The sequence below is a fragment of the Mycolicibacterium vaccae NBRC 14118 = CIP 105934 genome, assembly GCF_001552715.1.
GTDB classification, from domain to species: Bacteria; Actinomycetota; Actinomycetes; order Mycobacteriales; family Mycobacteriaceae; genus Mycobacterium; species Mycobacterium vaccae.
This window is the reverse complement of record NZ_BCRS01000042.1, coordinates 21,278-34,355: the sequence shown is the minus strand read 5'-3', so window position 1 is coordinate 34,355 and position 13,078 is coordinate 21,278. Positions and strand designations below refer to the sequence as shown.

Genomic DNA, 13,078 nt, shown 5'->3' with positions numbered 1-13,078 from the left:
CGGGTCCGCGGATGGGGGCGGGGACAGCGTCAAGAGACCGGGCGTCGCGGGTGGCGGCGGCGCCGAGGGCGGCCGCGGAGCCGACGGGTCCAGCGCCGGTGGTTCCTCGGGCGGAAGTGACAGCACCGGGTAGACCGGCGGTGGGTAGCCGCGAGAAATACTGGTGCCCCCACCAGGGCTCGAACCTGGGACCTGCGGATTAAAAGTCCGTAGCTCTACCAACTGAGCTATAGGGGCGTCGGTCATGGGTGTGTGACCCCGAAAAGGATACGACATGCAGCCCGTTTGAGGATTTGGGTGTCCGTACCCTAAGCTATCGAAGCTCCCAACGAACGAGCGTTGCGAGTACCCCGGAGGAATTCGGAATAGGCCCCCATCGTCTAGTGGCCTAGGACGCCGCCCTTTCACGGCGGTAGCACGGGTTCGAATCCCGTTGGGGGTACGCGCGACGACCACTTCGGTGGGAGGAGCAACACAGTAAGGCCCTGTGGCGCAGTTGGTTAGCGCGCCGCCCTGTCACGGCGGAGGTCGCGGGTTCGAGTCCCGTCAGGGTCGCCATCACGGCGAGGCACTCACAACAGAGTGGCTGGTGCCGTCCGGCCAGGTAGCTCAGTTGGTACGAGCGTCCGCCTGAAAAGCGGAAGGTCGCCGGTTCGATCCCGGCCCTGGCCACCGAGACCCCCGGCTTGGCCGCGGGGTTCCCTCCGGGGATGATGTTCCCGATGATGCGCCTTCCCGCTCTGGCCGTCGCGCTGGCGATGCTGCTCTCCCTGTTCGCACCGGCCGCCGCGGCGCAGCCGCACACCACCCTCGTCGATCTGGTGGATGCGGCGACTCGCCGCCTCCAGGTCGCCGAACCGATCGCCGCCAACAAGTTCCACACCGGTGGGCTCATCGAGGACCCGGCGCGCGAAGCGCAGGTACTCGACGCGGTGTCCTCGGAAGCCGCGGCGCTGCAGATCGATCCGGCCTACGTGGCCACGGCCTTCCGCGACCAGATCGACGCCACCGTGGCGATCGAGTACACCCGCCTGGCCCAGTGGAAGTTCGACCCGGCCGCGGCCCCGGCGGACGTGCCCGATCTCACATCCTCACGGGGCGCCATCGACGCGCTGAACCGGGAGATGGTCACCCGGATGGCCGACGAGTGGGACAAGTTGCACGCGCCGACCTGCCGTCCCGAACTCGACCAGGCCAAGGCGACCGTCGCTGCGCAGCGCGGGCTCGACCCGCTGTACCGGCAGGCACTGGACCATGCCACCCGCAGTTACTGCCGCTGAGCGCCTGGGCATCCCGCTGCCATGACCGACTTCCGCCAACGGCTGCTCGATGCGCTGGAGGCCTCCATCGCCGAAGACGGCTACGCCAAGACGACGGTCGCCGGCATCGTGCGCAGGGCCAGGACCTCGCGCCGGACCTTCTACGAGCATTTCGACAGCCGGGAGGCGTGTTTCGTCGCCCTGCTCTCCGACGCCAACGCCGACCAGATCCGGCAGATCTCCGAGGCCGTCGATCCCAGCGCGCCGTGGCAGAAACAGGTGCGGCAGGCGATCGAGGCCTGGATCTCGTCGGGGGAAGCGCGTTCGGCCCTGATGCTGAGCTGGATCCGCGACGTGCCGTCGCTCGGCGCTGCCGCGCGGGGCCTGCAGCGCGACGCCATGGAGCACTTCATCGACATGGTCGGGGCGCTCGGCGCGACCGACGAGTTCCGGGCCGCCGGTGTGGGTCCCGTCTCGCGCCGGCGCATCATCATGCTGCTCGGTGGGCTGCGCGAACTGACGGCCATCACCGTGGAGGAAGGCGGCCGGATGAGTGACGTCACCGACGAGGCCGTCGACGCGTCGATCGCGCTGCTGAGCCCGCCCGGTCACTGACCCGTCGGGCGGGGCGGGGGCAAGGCCGTCAGGGCGTGGCGGTGGCTCGGGCCTGCTCGTAGAGCTCAGGATCATGCGAGCACAGCATGAAGAGGTCGGGGTGCCCGTCCCGGTAGAGCTCGGCGAGGCGGATGTGGTTCTGCCGGACCTTCGCCCGGTCGGAGGCGACGAGCTTCTCCAGCAGCGCGGTGAACGTGGGCACCGGCGGTGTGCCCGCGAGGGTTCCGGGGTGGTAGAACGAGTCGCCGCCGTGCAACACCCAGCGATGCCCGGCGTCGACGGCGACGCAGGCATGGCCGTCGGTGTGGCCCGGCAGCGAAACCAGCACGAAGCCCGGCCCGATCGCGCTGAGTTCCTTCGCGGCGGCGAAGCCGCGCCAGGCCTCGCCGTCGACGCCGTGCTCGACGATCTTCGGCCCGTGCGCCCACTGCGGGGGCCGGAAGCGGATCCGGTTCGGAATCTCGCGCGAGCGCATCGCCCCGTGCGCTTCTGCGGCGGTGACATGCACTTGCGCGTCGGGGAAGTCTGCGAGCCCACCGATGTGGTCGGCGTCGAAGTGGGTGACCACGATGTGGCGAACATCGGAGCGGCGGAACCCGAGTCTCTCGATCTGTCTGACCGCGGTTTCGTCGTGGTCGAACTTCGGCCGGATCAGCCGACGCCGGATGTGTCCGAAGCGCCCGGGATCGTCACAGTCGGGGATTCCGAATCCGGTGTCGACCAGGACCAGCCCGGCGTCGGACTCGACGAGCAGGACGTGGCACACCATCGTGCCGACGCCCGGGGGTCGTATGGTCCCGCAGTTGAGGTGATGGACTCGCACAAATACCCCCCGGTGTCGCCGACATCGTCGCCCGTTCCACGCTAATAGGGTGTTGAGCCCCTACGGAACGATGTGCGGAACTTCGGTGCAGTCGGAGGTGCCGCTTCCGGGTGTACCAGGTGCCCGAACGGAGGAATGGCGTTCGGCCCGGCGCCTTCTCGCGCACCCGGGGACAGCCCGACGAGTCAGGTGGCCGGGCCGCTCTCCGTGGCACCGCCTTCGTCGGCCCAGTCCACTCGATCCTCGTCGCCTTTGGACGGATCGCTGATCACGTCGTCGTCTGCGTGCGCGGAGCCTGCATCGGTCTGGGCGGTCTTCGGCTTGTCTTTGGTCACGGCGCTGGGTTACCCCCGCCGACGGGGGTTCATTCAGCCGCCGCGGGCCTGCAATCGGGCGACCCAGTCTGCGGGCACCCGTCCGCGCGGGCCCGGTGCCGTCTGCTCGGCCGGTCTGCTCTGCGGCGGAGCCAGTTCGGGTCCGTCGTAGTACGTGTCGCTGTCGAAGTTCCAGAACCAGTCCTCGCCGGGTTCGAACGACCGGATGATCGGATGCCCGGTGGTGCGCCAGTGCGCCGTCGCGTGCCTGGCCGGGGAGTCGTCGCAACAGCCGATGTGGCCGCAGGCCGCGCAGCGCCGCAGATGCACCCACCAACCGCCGACGGCGTCGCACTCCACACAACCGGTGCCGCTGGGGGGAATCGAGGGATCCACTGCCCCGCCGGGAACGTCGCCCACGAGGTGAGCGTACGTCGCCGCTGCGGCGATCTCGATCCGAATGACGAGGGCCGTGGTCTATGGTCTCGCCATGGCAACCAAGGATTCCCGCGAGGTCGTGATCGAGGCAACTCCCGAGCAGATCCTCGACGTCATCGCTGACGTCGAGGCGACGCCGAGCTGGTCGCCGCAGTATCAGAGGGCGGAGATCCTGGAGCGCTTTGCCGACGGCAGGCCCAAGCAGGTCAAGATGACCGTCAAGGCTGCGGGCCTCACCGATGAGCAGGTCATCGAATACGCGTGGGGCGACAACGAAGTCAGGTGGACATTGGTCTCGGCGACGCAGCTCAAGGCCCAGGACGCCGGCTACCGCCTCACCCCGGACGGTGACAAGACCCGGGTGAGGTTCGACATCGAGATCGACCTGTCGGTCCCGTTGCCGGGCTTCATCATCAAGCGCACGATGAAGGGCGGCGTGGAAACCGCCACCGACGGGTTGCGCAAGCAGGTGCTCAAAGTCAAGGGAAATTAGCTACGAGTTCCTCTGCGCGAGGCCCATCGCCTGGCTAACATTTGCCACATGGCGGTGCGAGCGTCCAGCGAAGTGGTGATCGAGGCCCCACCAGAGGCGATTCTGGAAGCCCTCGCCGACATCGAGGCGGTGTCCTCGTGGTCGTCTCTGCACAAGGACGCCGAGGTGGTGGACCGCCATCCCGACGGCCGGCCGCACCACGTCAGGACCACCGTATCGATCATGGGTCTGACCGACCACGAACTGCTGGAGTACCACTGGGGCGACCGTTGGGTGGTGTGGGACGCCGAACGCACCTCGCGGCAGCGCTGTCAGCACGGCGAGTACAACCTCACCGCGGTGGGGGAGGGCCGGACCCGGGTTCGTTTCGACCTCCTCCTCGACCTGGCCGCCCCGTTTCCGAGGTTCCTCGTCAAACGGGCCAGGAAGATGGTGCTCGACGTCGCGCTGGAAAATCTCCGCCTGCGGGTACTGGCCGCGCAATAGGGCTGTGCGCGAACCCTTCTACCGCTGCGCACATCGTGGAGCAACCCTTCGGATCGCGCCGAGTCGATCACCGGTCGGCGGAATACCGTGCGCGAGCGGTCCGTTGGTCGCCGTATGGCCGCAGGGATCGTACTGTTCGGGAACGCGCAGGCGCAGAACGCCGTCGACGACTACATCGACCAGGCCCGCCGTGCCCACCGGCGGGGCGTCCGGCAGGTCTGGGTGGCCCAGCAGTTCGATCACGACGCGATTTCGCTGGCGGGGTTGATCGGCGCTGCGGTCCCGGGCCTGGGCACCGGAACCGCAGCGGTGCCGTTCAATCCCCGGCACCCGCTCACCCTGGCCGCGCAGGCTCAGACCGCACAGGCGGCCACGCACGGCAACTTCAGCCTGGGACTGGGCCTCGGCGCGCACGAGCCCGAACGGATCTCGTACGGGACCTCGTGGCCCAACACCATCGCCCGGCTGCGCGAGTACCTGACCGTGTTGCGGTCGGTGTTCGACACCGGGGTCGCCGATCATCACGGCGCGGAGTTCACCGCGGCCCCGACGTGGCCGGTGACGCTCGCCGGTGGCACCCCGGTGCCGGTGTACGTGGCCGCGATGGGGCCCCGGGCGCTGCGGGTCAGCGGCGAACTCGCCGACGGCACTCTGCCGTATCTGGCCGGTCCCAGGACGATCGAGGAGTTCATCACCCCGACGATCACGCAGGCGGCGGCCGAGGCCGGCAGACCTGCGCCCCGGGTCATCGCGTTCGTCCCGGTGCATCTGGGTGGTGATCTGGCCGCAGCGCGTGCGCTGGCCGAAGAGCAGTTGAGCTTCTATGCGACGATCCCGTCGTACCAGAAGGTGATCGCCCGAGAAGGCGTGGACAGTCTCGCCGATCTGGCCGCACTCGGCGACGCGGAGTCCATCGGTCGCACGGTGGCGCGCTACCGGGACGCGGGCGCCACCGAGGTGGTGCTCAGCGCGCTGGACCGGACCCGGCCAGACGAGGAACTCTGGGAGCTAGCCGCGGCGCTCTAGGGTCCGCAGCCGCCGGATCGCTTCCTCGAGGGTGGCGTCGCGTTTGCAGAATGCGAAGCGCACCAGGTGTTTCCACTCCTCGGCATGGGCAGCGGCGGGATCGCAGAACGCCGACATCGGGATCGCGGCCACCCCGACCTTCTCGGGCAGGTCCGCGCAGAACGCCGTGCTGTCGGGATATCCCAGCGGCCGCGGGTCCACGCACAGAAAATACGTTCCGTGGCTGTCGTGCACCTCGAACCCGAGGTCGCTCAGCGCCGACCCCAGCCGGTCACGGCGGGCCTGGAACGTCACGCACAGGGCGTCGACCCACGCGTCCTCGGTGGCCAGCGCCTGCGCCACCGCCGGCTGGAAGGGCGCACCGCCGACATAGCTGAGGTACTGCTTTGCTGCGCGCACGCCGGCGATGAGATCGGCTGGCCCGCAGGCCCATCCGATCTTCCAGCCGGTCGCGTTGAACATCTTGCCCGCGCTGGAGATGGTGATGGTCCGCTCGGCCATCCCCGGATAATTGGCCAGCGGCCGGTGCTGTCTGCCGTCGAAGACGAGGTGTTCGTAGACCTCGTCGGTGATCACCAGCAGGTCGGCCGCGACGGCGAGCTCGGCCAGCGCGCGCAGCTCGTTGTCGGTGGCCACCGCGCCGGTCGGGTTGTGCGGTGAGTTGACGATCACCGCACGGGTCTTCGGGGTCACCGCGGCCCGCAGGCCCTCGATGTCGATCGCGAAGCCCAGACCGTCGCGGCGCATCGGGACCGCGCGCCGGTGACAGCCGGCCATCGCGATGACGGGGGAGTAGGAGTCGTAGAACGGTTCGATCAGCAGCACTTCGGAGCCCGGCTCGACGAGACCGAGCACCGACGCCGCGATGGCCTCCGTGGCGCCCACGGTGACGAGCACCTCGGTGTCCGGGTCGTAGACCGTGCCGTAGCGGCGTCTGCGCTGGTCGGCGATGGCCTGGCGAAGAGACGCGACGCCAAGGCCGGGCGGGTACTGATTGACGCCCTCGGCGATCGCGTTCTCGGCCGCTTTGAGCATGGCCGGCGGACCGTCCTCGTCCGGGAATCCCTGACCGAGGTTGACCGCGCCGACACGCGCGGCAAGCGCCGACATCTCGGCGAAGACCGTCACCGCGTAGGGCTGAAGCCGTTGCACCGTCACGACCTCGAAGCCTACGTGGGACCGGACCAGCCCGAGGTCACCGGCCGCGCGCTCATGTGGTGAACAGGCGGGACGTGCGGGTCTCGTGGCGCATCCCGCTGATCTCCAGGGTGGGGGCCACGCTCCACATGTCGTCGAGATCGCGCTCGCACGCCTGGCGCGCGAGGTCGACCAGACACGGCACGCTGCGGGCCTGGATCCGCTGGCTGTGCAGCGGCCCGAGGCGACCGAGCCGGATCGCGGCGCTGAGCATCGACGCCATCATCGAACGCATTGAGCCCAGCACGGCGACGCGCACCGGGATGCCGAGGCTGGCCTGCAGTGCGCCTTCGACCACCGCGCAGTGGCCGGGCGTGAGGCCGTCGATCACCGCGTCCAGGTATCGGTCGTCGGCGGCGAGCCCGGTCTGCCGGGACACCGTCGCGAGCTGGCGGCCCGCGGACTCCGACGAGATCCGGGCGTTGTCGAACAGCTTGTAGGTCGCCAGGAGCCCGTCGAGTTCGCGCAGGGTTCGGTCGTCGGTGCCCGCGCGCCAGGCGGCCGCACCGATGGTGGCGTCCAGCGGCGCGTAGCTGTTCGCCAGGTACGCCAGGACGGCGGCTCCGACGGCGTCGTGACCGGCATCGGGACGTTCGGCGAGCCACTGCTCGAGGCCCTGGCTGTGCACCATGCGTCCGGTCGGGAAAGCGCTGTCGTGCAGCTGCATCCACAATGCGAGCGCGATATCGGGGTCAGTGACGGTGGCCGGCATGGGCGTCCGAGGAGGTGCGGGACCAACCGTCGCAGGCAAGGGCGACGGAGGTGACGTCGCCGACGACGCCGAGCTCGGCGAGCAGCTCCCGGGCGGCGTGCGCACTGGTGAACAGCGGGGCGGCCACGGTGTGCTCGTCGACGTCGATCGGGGCGTGCTGGTTGCCGAGGAGATAGCCGAGCAGCAGCATCCGGCGGGCGCCGGCCGCCCCGTCGTTGTCCTCGAAGCGGACCGCGATGGCGTCCTCGGCGGGACGCCGGACCACCACCACCGCGGCGCCGTCGGCGGCGATCACCGCGCCCGCCCGCAGGAACGTGCCCCGCGGCAGCGTGAGCTGCACGACCAGTCCGGTGTCGGTGGTCACCACCTGGCGGTGTTTCGTCGCGTCGCCCCAGCCGATGTCCACGTGGTGGCGCGCAAGCCCGGCGAATCTCGGCTCGGAGATGTCGCCGAGAATGTTCTCTGCCTTCATCATTCGTCTCTCTCCGAGAGCAGTTCGGCACGCGCGGCCGCGAACAGCTCCTGCCGTGCGCGATGCAGGTCCGGGGCCCGCTGTGCGACCAGCCGGACGAAAGCGCCTGCCGCGCCGGGTAGTCGGCCGGCGCCACCCCGGCAGTCTTCTGTGCCGTCGAGCGCCGTGCGCAACCGTGCCACCAGCGATTCGACGTCCCGGCCCGGCGCAACCACCAGGAGCGTCGCCAGATAGTCGCCCTCCAGCAGGGACATGGCGTCGCTTCCGGGGCGGATGACCTGACGGTCCCTGGCGACGGCATGGCCGGACACCCGCGCGACGACCGCACTGTCGTAGGCGCGGTAGCCGTAACGCTCCCCGTGGGCGATGCGTCCGGCCGCGACGGCCTCCCAACCGAGATAGCGGCCACCGGGCTCCACGTCGATCTCGATCGTCTGGGTGAAAGTCGAATCGGTGTGTGGGATCACCGTTCCCGGGTAGTACTGCAGCACCGCACCGGAGTGCACGGTGAACTCCAGGTGGTGCCGGGCGCCGCCCCCGTCGCCGGCGAACACCTGTGTGGCGGCCTGCGTGGTCAGGTGCAGGTGGCTGCCGCTGCGGCAGCGCACGACGGTGCGTAGCTCGTCGTCGGAGAAGGTGCCACCGCTGGGGCTCTGCACGCACAGCGTGGCCGCTCCGGGGTGGACGGGGTCGCAGTGCAGCGGCATGGTGACGCGCTGGGGGTAGCGCTGACGCAGTGAGGCGGCCCTGGTGCGTCCGGACGCATCGGCGACGACCTCGATGCCGAGTTCACCGGGCCGGATCGTCGGCGCCGTCACGGGACGCCGACGCTGAGCATCGCCCCGTCGATCAGCCGTTCCGTGAGCTCGGGCAGGCCGTGACCGGACCTCAGATCGGTGAACACGGTCGGCTTCACCGGCCGCGCGGCGGCGCAGTCGCGCCGCATCATGGCGAGGTCCGCGCCGACCAGGGGCGCGAGGTCGATCTTGTTGACCACCAGAAGATCTGCCTGCAGCAGACCGATGCCCTTCTTACGGGGGATGTCATCGCCGGCGGAGGTGTCGATCACGAAGATCCAGAAGTCCACCAGGTCTGACGTGAACGTGGCAGCGAGATTGTCACCCCCCGACTCGATGAGGATCACGTCGAGATCGGGGAACTGCCGGCTCAGCCGGTCGGCCGCGGCGAGGTTCGCCGACGGGTCCTCGCGGATCGCGGTGTGCGGGCACGCGCCGGTCTCCACGGCGAGCACCCGCGCCGGATCGATGACCCCGCTGCGCCGGACTCGTTGCGCGTCCTCGTCGGTCACCAGGTCGTTGGTGATGACGGCGACGCTGAACCCGGCGCCGGACAACCGTGGCACCAGGGTCTCGACGAGACGGGTCTTGCCCGATCCGACCGGTCCGCCGATGCCGACCCGCACTGGACCATTCATGGTGTCCTCCTGACTATTTCAGCGTGTACCTGCGGCCCAGCGGAACCCGGGTCATCGGCGTGCTCACGCACGGCTGACCGTCGACGGTGACGCGGTAGGTGTCGGGTTCGATCGTGATGTCGGGCAGGTAGTCGTTGTGCAGCAGATCGGCTTTGGTCAGGGCCCGCGCTCCTCGGCACGCGACCAGTCGGGTGTCCAGGCCCAGCTGCTGCCCCAGGCCCGCGTCGAGCGCTGCGCCGGCGACGAAGTTCACCGACACGTCGGCCGGAGTGCGGCCGAACGCCGCCCACTGTGGGCGGTACCGCAGCGGCTCGCACGTCATCAGCGATGCGTTGGCCTCGCCCATCACCGACCACGCCGGGAAGCCGCCCTTGAACACGACCTCGGGCCTGATGCCGAAGAACTTCGGCTCCCACAGCACGATGTCGGCCAGCTTGCCCGGTTCCAGTGATCCGACCTCGTGGTCGATGCCGAACAGCCGCGCCGGGTTGATGGTCAGCTTGGCGACATAGCGCAGGATCCGGGCGTTGTCGGCACCGGTGCCCTCGTCGCCGGGCAGCGCACCCCGGGTGGCGCGCATGTGCGAGGCGAGCTGCCATGTCCTGGCGATGGTTTCGCCGATGCGTCCCATGCCCTGCGAGTCCGATCCCATCGCCGAGATCGCACCGAGGTCGTGCAGCACGTCCTCGGCGGCGATGGTCTCCCGGCGGATCCGCGACTCGGCGAACGCGACGTCCTCGGGGATGCGCGGGTTGAGGTGGTGGCACACCATCACCATGTCGAGGTGTTCGTCGAAGGTGTTGAGCGTGTACGGGTTGGTCGGATTGGTCGACGACGGAAGGCAGTACGGTTCGCCGACGACGCGCATGATGTCGGGGGCGTGGCCGCCGCCGGCACCCTCGGCGTGGTAGGTGTGGATCGGCCGGCCGCCGATCGCCCGCATCGTGTCCTCGAAGAACCCGGACTCGTTGAGGGTGTCGGTGTGGATCTGCACCTGCAGGTCCAGTTCGTCACCGGCGTCGAGCGACGCGCGGATCGCGGCCGGGGTGGCGCCCCAGTCTTCGTGGATCTTGTAGCCGATCGCCCCGGCCAGGCCCTGCTCGATCAGCGGTGCGGTGCTGGAGGCGCTGCCGTTGGCGATGAACCCGAAGTTCATCGGGAATCCCTCTGCGGCGCGCAGCATCCGGGCCAGATTGTTGGGGCCTGAGGAGGTGATGCCGACGGTCACGGGACCCAGGCCGCCGCCGATCATCGTGGTGATGCCGCTGGAGATCGCCTCCTCGACCAGTCCGGCGCTGTCGAAGTGCACGTGCACGTCGATGCCGCCCGCCGTGGCGATCATGCCCTCGCCGGCGCGGATGTCGGTGCCGGCGCCGATGATCAGCTCCGGGTCGACGCCGTCCATGGTGCGGGGATTGCCAGACTTGCCGATCCCGGCGATCCGTCCGTCGCGGATCCCGATGTCGGCCTTACGGATTCCGAGCACCGCGTCGATGATCAGCACGTTGGTGATCACGAAGTCCAGCGCGCCTGCGCAGTTGGACTCTTGGCCGTTGGTGATGTCCCCATGTACTCCCATGCCCTCGCGCATGGTCTTGCCGCCGCCGAACACCGACTCGTCGCCGTAGACGGTGGCGTCGTGTTCGACCTTGGCAAGCAGTTCGGTGTCGGCGAGCCGGACCCGGTCGCCGGTGGTGGGGCCGTAGAGCTCGGCGTAGTGGCGGCGGGAGATGCGGTGGCCCATGTCAGCTGCTCCTCGGGGCGTCGAGGAACCCGAGTTCGTGCATGCGGGCCATCAACTCGGGGCCGGCGGTTCCGGTGGTGTCGGCGTTGGTGACGTCGTTCTGGCCGATCACGGTGCGCTCACCACCGTAGCTGGTCAACGAGACCTCCTGTTGTTCACCGGGTTCGAAGCGCACCGCGGTGCCGGAAGCAATGTCCAGGCGCATGCCGAACGCCGAGGCCCGGTCGAAACGAAGTGCGCGGTTCACCTCGAAGAAGTGGAAGTGTGAACCGACCTGAATCGGGCGGTCACCGGTGTTGTCGACCACCACCGTCGTCCCGGCGCGGCCGGCGTTGAGTTCCAGCTCGCCGTCGCACGGCAGTACCTCGCCGGGGATGACGTCGGGCTGCGGTGCTGCTCCGCTGCCCGGCCCGATCGCGTCGTGCACGGTCACCAGCTTCTGGCCGTCCTCGAAGAACGCCTCGACCTGAACCGAACCCAGCAGGGTCGGCACACCCGGCAGCACGTCGTCGTCGGTGAGCACCGAGGCGCCGTGGGCGGCGGCTTCGGCGACGCTCGCGCCCGCGCGCGCGGCCTCCACCACCTCGTCGGCGATCAACGCCCGCGCCTCGGCGTAGCTGAGGGCCAGGCCCGCCGAGCGGTGTTTGCGCGCCAGCTCGGCGGCCAGGAACAGCAGCAGCCGGTCCTCGTCCTTGGGTGTCAGATGCATGGCGTCAGCCTGTGATCCCGGCGGCCCAGGGGTAGTTCTTCAGGTAGGGGTCGGGCTCGATGGGCGCCGGGGACTCCCACACCTGGTAGATGAGGCCGTCCTCGGCGACGCGGCCGATCCGGGCGGTCTTGGTGACATGGTGGTTCTCGCCGTCCACGGTCATGGTGCCCTCCGGCACGTCGACGGTGACGCCGTTGGCTGCTTCCTGGATGTCCGGCACGGCGAACGAATTCGCCTTCTCCACAGTCGCTTTCCACAGCATCACCGCGGCGTAGGCCGATTCCATCGGGTCGGAGGTGACCCGGTCGGCGCCGAAGCGCGCCTTGAAGTCCTCGACGAACTTCTTGTTCGCAGGCGAGTCCAGCGTCTGGTAGTAGTTCCACGACGACAGCTGGTTCACCAGCGTCGGTGCGCCGATGCTGCGCACTTCCTCTTCGCCGACACACATCGACATCACCGGCATCGCTTCGGCGGTCAGTCCCGCACTGCGGTACTCCCGGAAGAATGCGTTGAGGGAGTCGCCGACCACGACGTTGAACACCGCGTCGGCGTCGGCGCTGCGGATCTTGTTGACGATGGTGGAGAAGTCGGTGCTGCCCAGCGGGGTGTAGTCCTCGCCCTTGATCTCGATGCCGTTGGCCTGTGCGTAGGCCTTGACGATCGCGTTCGAGGTGCGCGGGAACACGTAGTCGCTGCCGACCAGGTACAGCGACTTCACCCCTTGCTCTTTGAGATAGTCCAGCGACGGGATGATCTGCTGGTTGGTGGTCGCGCCCGTGTAGAAGATGTTCGGCGAGCTCTCCAGCCCCTCGTACTGCTGGCCGTAATAGAGCAGCGCGTCGTTGTCCTCGAAGACGGGCAGCATCGCTTTGCGGCTGGCGGATGTGTAGCCGCCGAAAACCACGGCGACACAGTCGGACTGGACCAGCTTCTGCGCCTTCTCGGCGAAGATGGTCGGCTCCGACGCGCCGTCCTCGCCGATCAGCTGGAGCTGCTTGCCCAGGACGCCGCCGGAGGCGTTGACCTGCTCGACGCCCAGGGTGATCGCGTCGCGGATCACCGACTCGCTGACGGCCAGTCCGCCGGAGAGGGAGTTGATGGCGCCGACCTTGATGGTGTCCCCGGAGGTGTCGACACAGCTTTCCCGCGCCGCGGCCGCGCCTTCGTCGCCGGCGCGGCTGCCACATCCGGCCGTCAGCATCGTGGTGGCCGCGATCAACGCGACGGTAGAACGAAGTTTCATGGACAGTCGCCCCTTGTGGTGTCGGTGGCCGCAACGGCACGGTGTGACGAGTCGGATTGGCGCCCAGCGTAAAAAGGGAAGTGCACAGCGCGCCATGGGAGGAATCTCCTAT

16 protein-coding genes and 4 tRNA genes are annotated in these 13,078 nt (G+C 68.9%); 8 read left to right on the top strand and 12 right to left on the bottom strand.

What is annotated here, in order from left to right; genetic code table 11:
• Positions 1-161: 161 nt before the first annotated feature.
• Positions 162-237: transfer RNA gene (locus tag MVA01S_RS10530), tRNA-Lys, on the bottom strand.
• 132 nt (positions 238-369) lie between these two features.
• Here MVA01S_RS10530 and MVA01S_RS10525 point away from each other — a divergent pair.
• From MVA01S_RS10525 to MVA01S_RS10505, 5 genes are all read left to right on the top strand, one after another.
• Positions 370-442: transfer RNA gene (locus tag MVA01S_RS10525), tRNA-Glu, on the top strand.
• A gap of 39 nt (positions 443-481) precedes the next feature.
• Positions 482-558 (top strand) — tRNA-Asp (locus MVA01S_RS10520).
• Positions 559-598: 40 nt separating this feature from the next.
• A tRNA-Phe gene (locus MVA01S_RS10515) sits at positions 599-672 on the top strand.
• A gap of 50 nt (positions 673-722) precedes the next feature.
• A complete protein-coding gene (locus MVA01S_RS10510) occupies positions 723-1,280 on the top strand; it encodes a chorismate mutase (protein ID WP_003930354.1) in 558 nt (185 codons plus the stop codon).
• Positions 1,281-1,301: 21 nt separating this feature from the next.
• Entirely contained in the window at positions 1,302-1,874 is a 573-nt protein-coding gene (locus MVA01S_RS10505) for a TetR/AcrR family transcriptional regulator (protein WP_003930353.1), read from the top strand.
• Positions 1,875-1,902: 28 nt separating this feature from the next.
• Here MVA01S_RS10505 and MVA01S_RS10500 read toward each other — a convergent pair whose 3' ends face one another.
• The 3 genes from MVA01S_RS10500 to MVA01S_RS10495 form a co-directional block, all read right to left on the bottom strand.
• Positions 1,903-2,697, bottom strand: a complete 795-nt coding sequence (locus MVA01S_RS10500) for an MBL fold metallo-hydrolase (RefSeq protein WP_040541167.1) — start codon at positions 2,695-2,697, stop codon at positions 1,903-1,905.
• 185 nt (positions 2,698-2,882) lie between these two features.
• On the bottom strand, positions 2,883-3,032 hold the full coding sequence (locus tag MVA01S_RS31495) for a hypothetical protein (RefSeq protein WP_003930351.1): 150 nt from the start codon (positions 3,030-3,032) through the stop codon (positions 2,883-2,885).
• A 33-nt stretch (positions 3,033-3,065) separates the two neighbouring features.
• Complete coding sequence (locus tag MVA01S_RS10495; RefSeq protein ID WP_003930350.1) at positions 3,066-3,431, bottom strand: UBP-type zinc finger domain-containing protein; 366 nt, start codon at positions 3,429-3,431, stop codon at positions 3,066-3,068.
• Positions 3,432-3,501: 70 nt separating this feature from the next.
• On the opposite strand from MVA01S_RS10495, the gene MVA01S_RS10490 reads away from it, so the two are divergent.
• The 3 genes from MVA01S_RS10490 (at position 3,502) to MVA01S_RS10480 (ending at position 5,454) form a co-directional block, all read left to right on the top strand.
• On the top strand, positions 3,502-3,942 hold the full coding sequence (locus MVA01S_RS10490; protein ID WP_003930349.1) for an SRPBCC family protein: 441 nt from the start codon (positions 3,502-3,504) through the stop codon (positions 3,940-3,942).
• A gap of 48 nt (positions 3,943-3,990) precedes the next feature.
• Positions 3,991-4,428 (top strand): SRPBCC family protein, encoded by a 438-nt coding sequence (locus MVA01S_RS10485; protein WP_003930348.1) that lies wholly within the window; start codon positions 3,991-3,993, stop codon positions 4,426-4,428.
• Positions 4,429-4,542: 114 nt separating this feature from the next.
• On the top strand, positions 4,543-5,454 hold the full coding sequence (locus MVA01S_RS10480; protein WP_003930347.1) for a TIGR03564 family F420-dependent LLM class oxidoreductase: 912 nt from the start codon (positions 4,543-4,545) through the stop codon (positions 5,452-5,454).
• Here the strand turns inward: MVA01S_RS10480 and MVA01S_RS10475 are convergent.
• The 8 genes from MVA01S_RS10475 to urtA are packed head-to-tail and all read right to left on the bottom strand — an operon-like array spanning position 5,437 to position 12,966.
• Complete coding sequence (locus MVA01S_RS10475) at positions 5,437-6,612, bottom strand: pyridoxal phosphate-dependent aminotransferase (RefSeq protein WP_003930346.1); 1,176 nt, start codon at positions 6,610-6,612, stop codon at positions 5,437-5,439. The genes MVA01S_RS10480 and MVA01S_RS10475 overlap by 18 nt on opposite strands.
• 52 nt (positions 6,613-6,664) lie before the next feature.
• On the bottom strand, positions 6,665-7,363 hold the full coding sequence (locus MVA01S_RS10470; protein WP_003930345.1) for an urease accessory protein UreF: 699 nt from the start codon (positions 7,361-7,363) through the stop codon (positions 6,665-6,667).
• Entirely contained in the window at positions 7,344-7,835 is a 492-nt protein-coding gene (locus tag MVA01S_RS10465; protein WP_003930344.1) for an urease accessory protein UreE, read from the bottom strand. Before MVA01S_RS10465 ends, MVA01S_RS10470 begins: the two co-directional genes overlap by 20 nt.
• Positions 7,835-8,653 (bottom strand): urease accessory protein UreD, encoded by an 819-nt coding sequence (locus MVA01S_RS10460; RefSeq protein WP_003930343.1) that lies wholly within the window; start codon positions 8,651-8,653, stop codon positions 7,835-7,837. Before MVA01S_RS10460 ends, MVA01S_RS10465 begins: the two co-directional genes overlap by 1 nt.
• On the bottom strand, positions 8,650-9,270 hold the full coding sequence (ureG, locus tag MVA01S_RS10455) for an urease accessory protein UreG (protein WP_040541165.1): 621 nt from the start codon (positions 9,268-9,270) through the stop codon (positions 8,650-8,652). The genes MVA01S_RS10460 and ureG overlap by 4 nt, the downstream gene beginning before the upstream one ends.
• 13 nt (positions 9,271-9,283) lie before the next feature.
• Positions 9,284-11,014 carry an urease subunit alpha gene (gene ureC / locus MVA01S_RS10450; RefSeq protein ID WP_003930341.1) on the bottom strand — a complete coding sequence of 577 codons (1,731 nt, stop codon included), beginning with the start codon at positions 11,012-11,014 and terminating at the stop codon, positions 9,284-9,286.
• 1 nt (position 11,015) lies between these two features.
• On the bottom strand, positions 11,016-11,723 hold the full coding sequence (locus tag MVA01S_RS10445; protein WP_003930340.1) for an urease subunit beta: 708 nt from the start codon (positions 11,721-11,723) through the stop codon (positions 11,016-11,018).
• A 4-nt stretch (positions 11,724-11,727) separates the two neighbouring features.
• On the bottom strand, positions 11,728-12,966 hold the full coding sequence (gene urtA / locus MVA01S_RS10440) for an urea ABC transporter substrate-binding protein (RefSeq protein WP_003930339.1): 1,239 nt from the start codon (positions 12,964-12,966) through the stop codon (positions 11,728-11,730).
• Positions 12,967-13,078 lie beyond the last annotated feature (112 nt).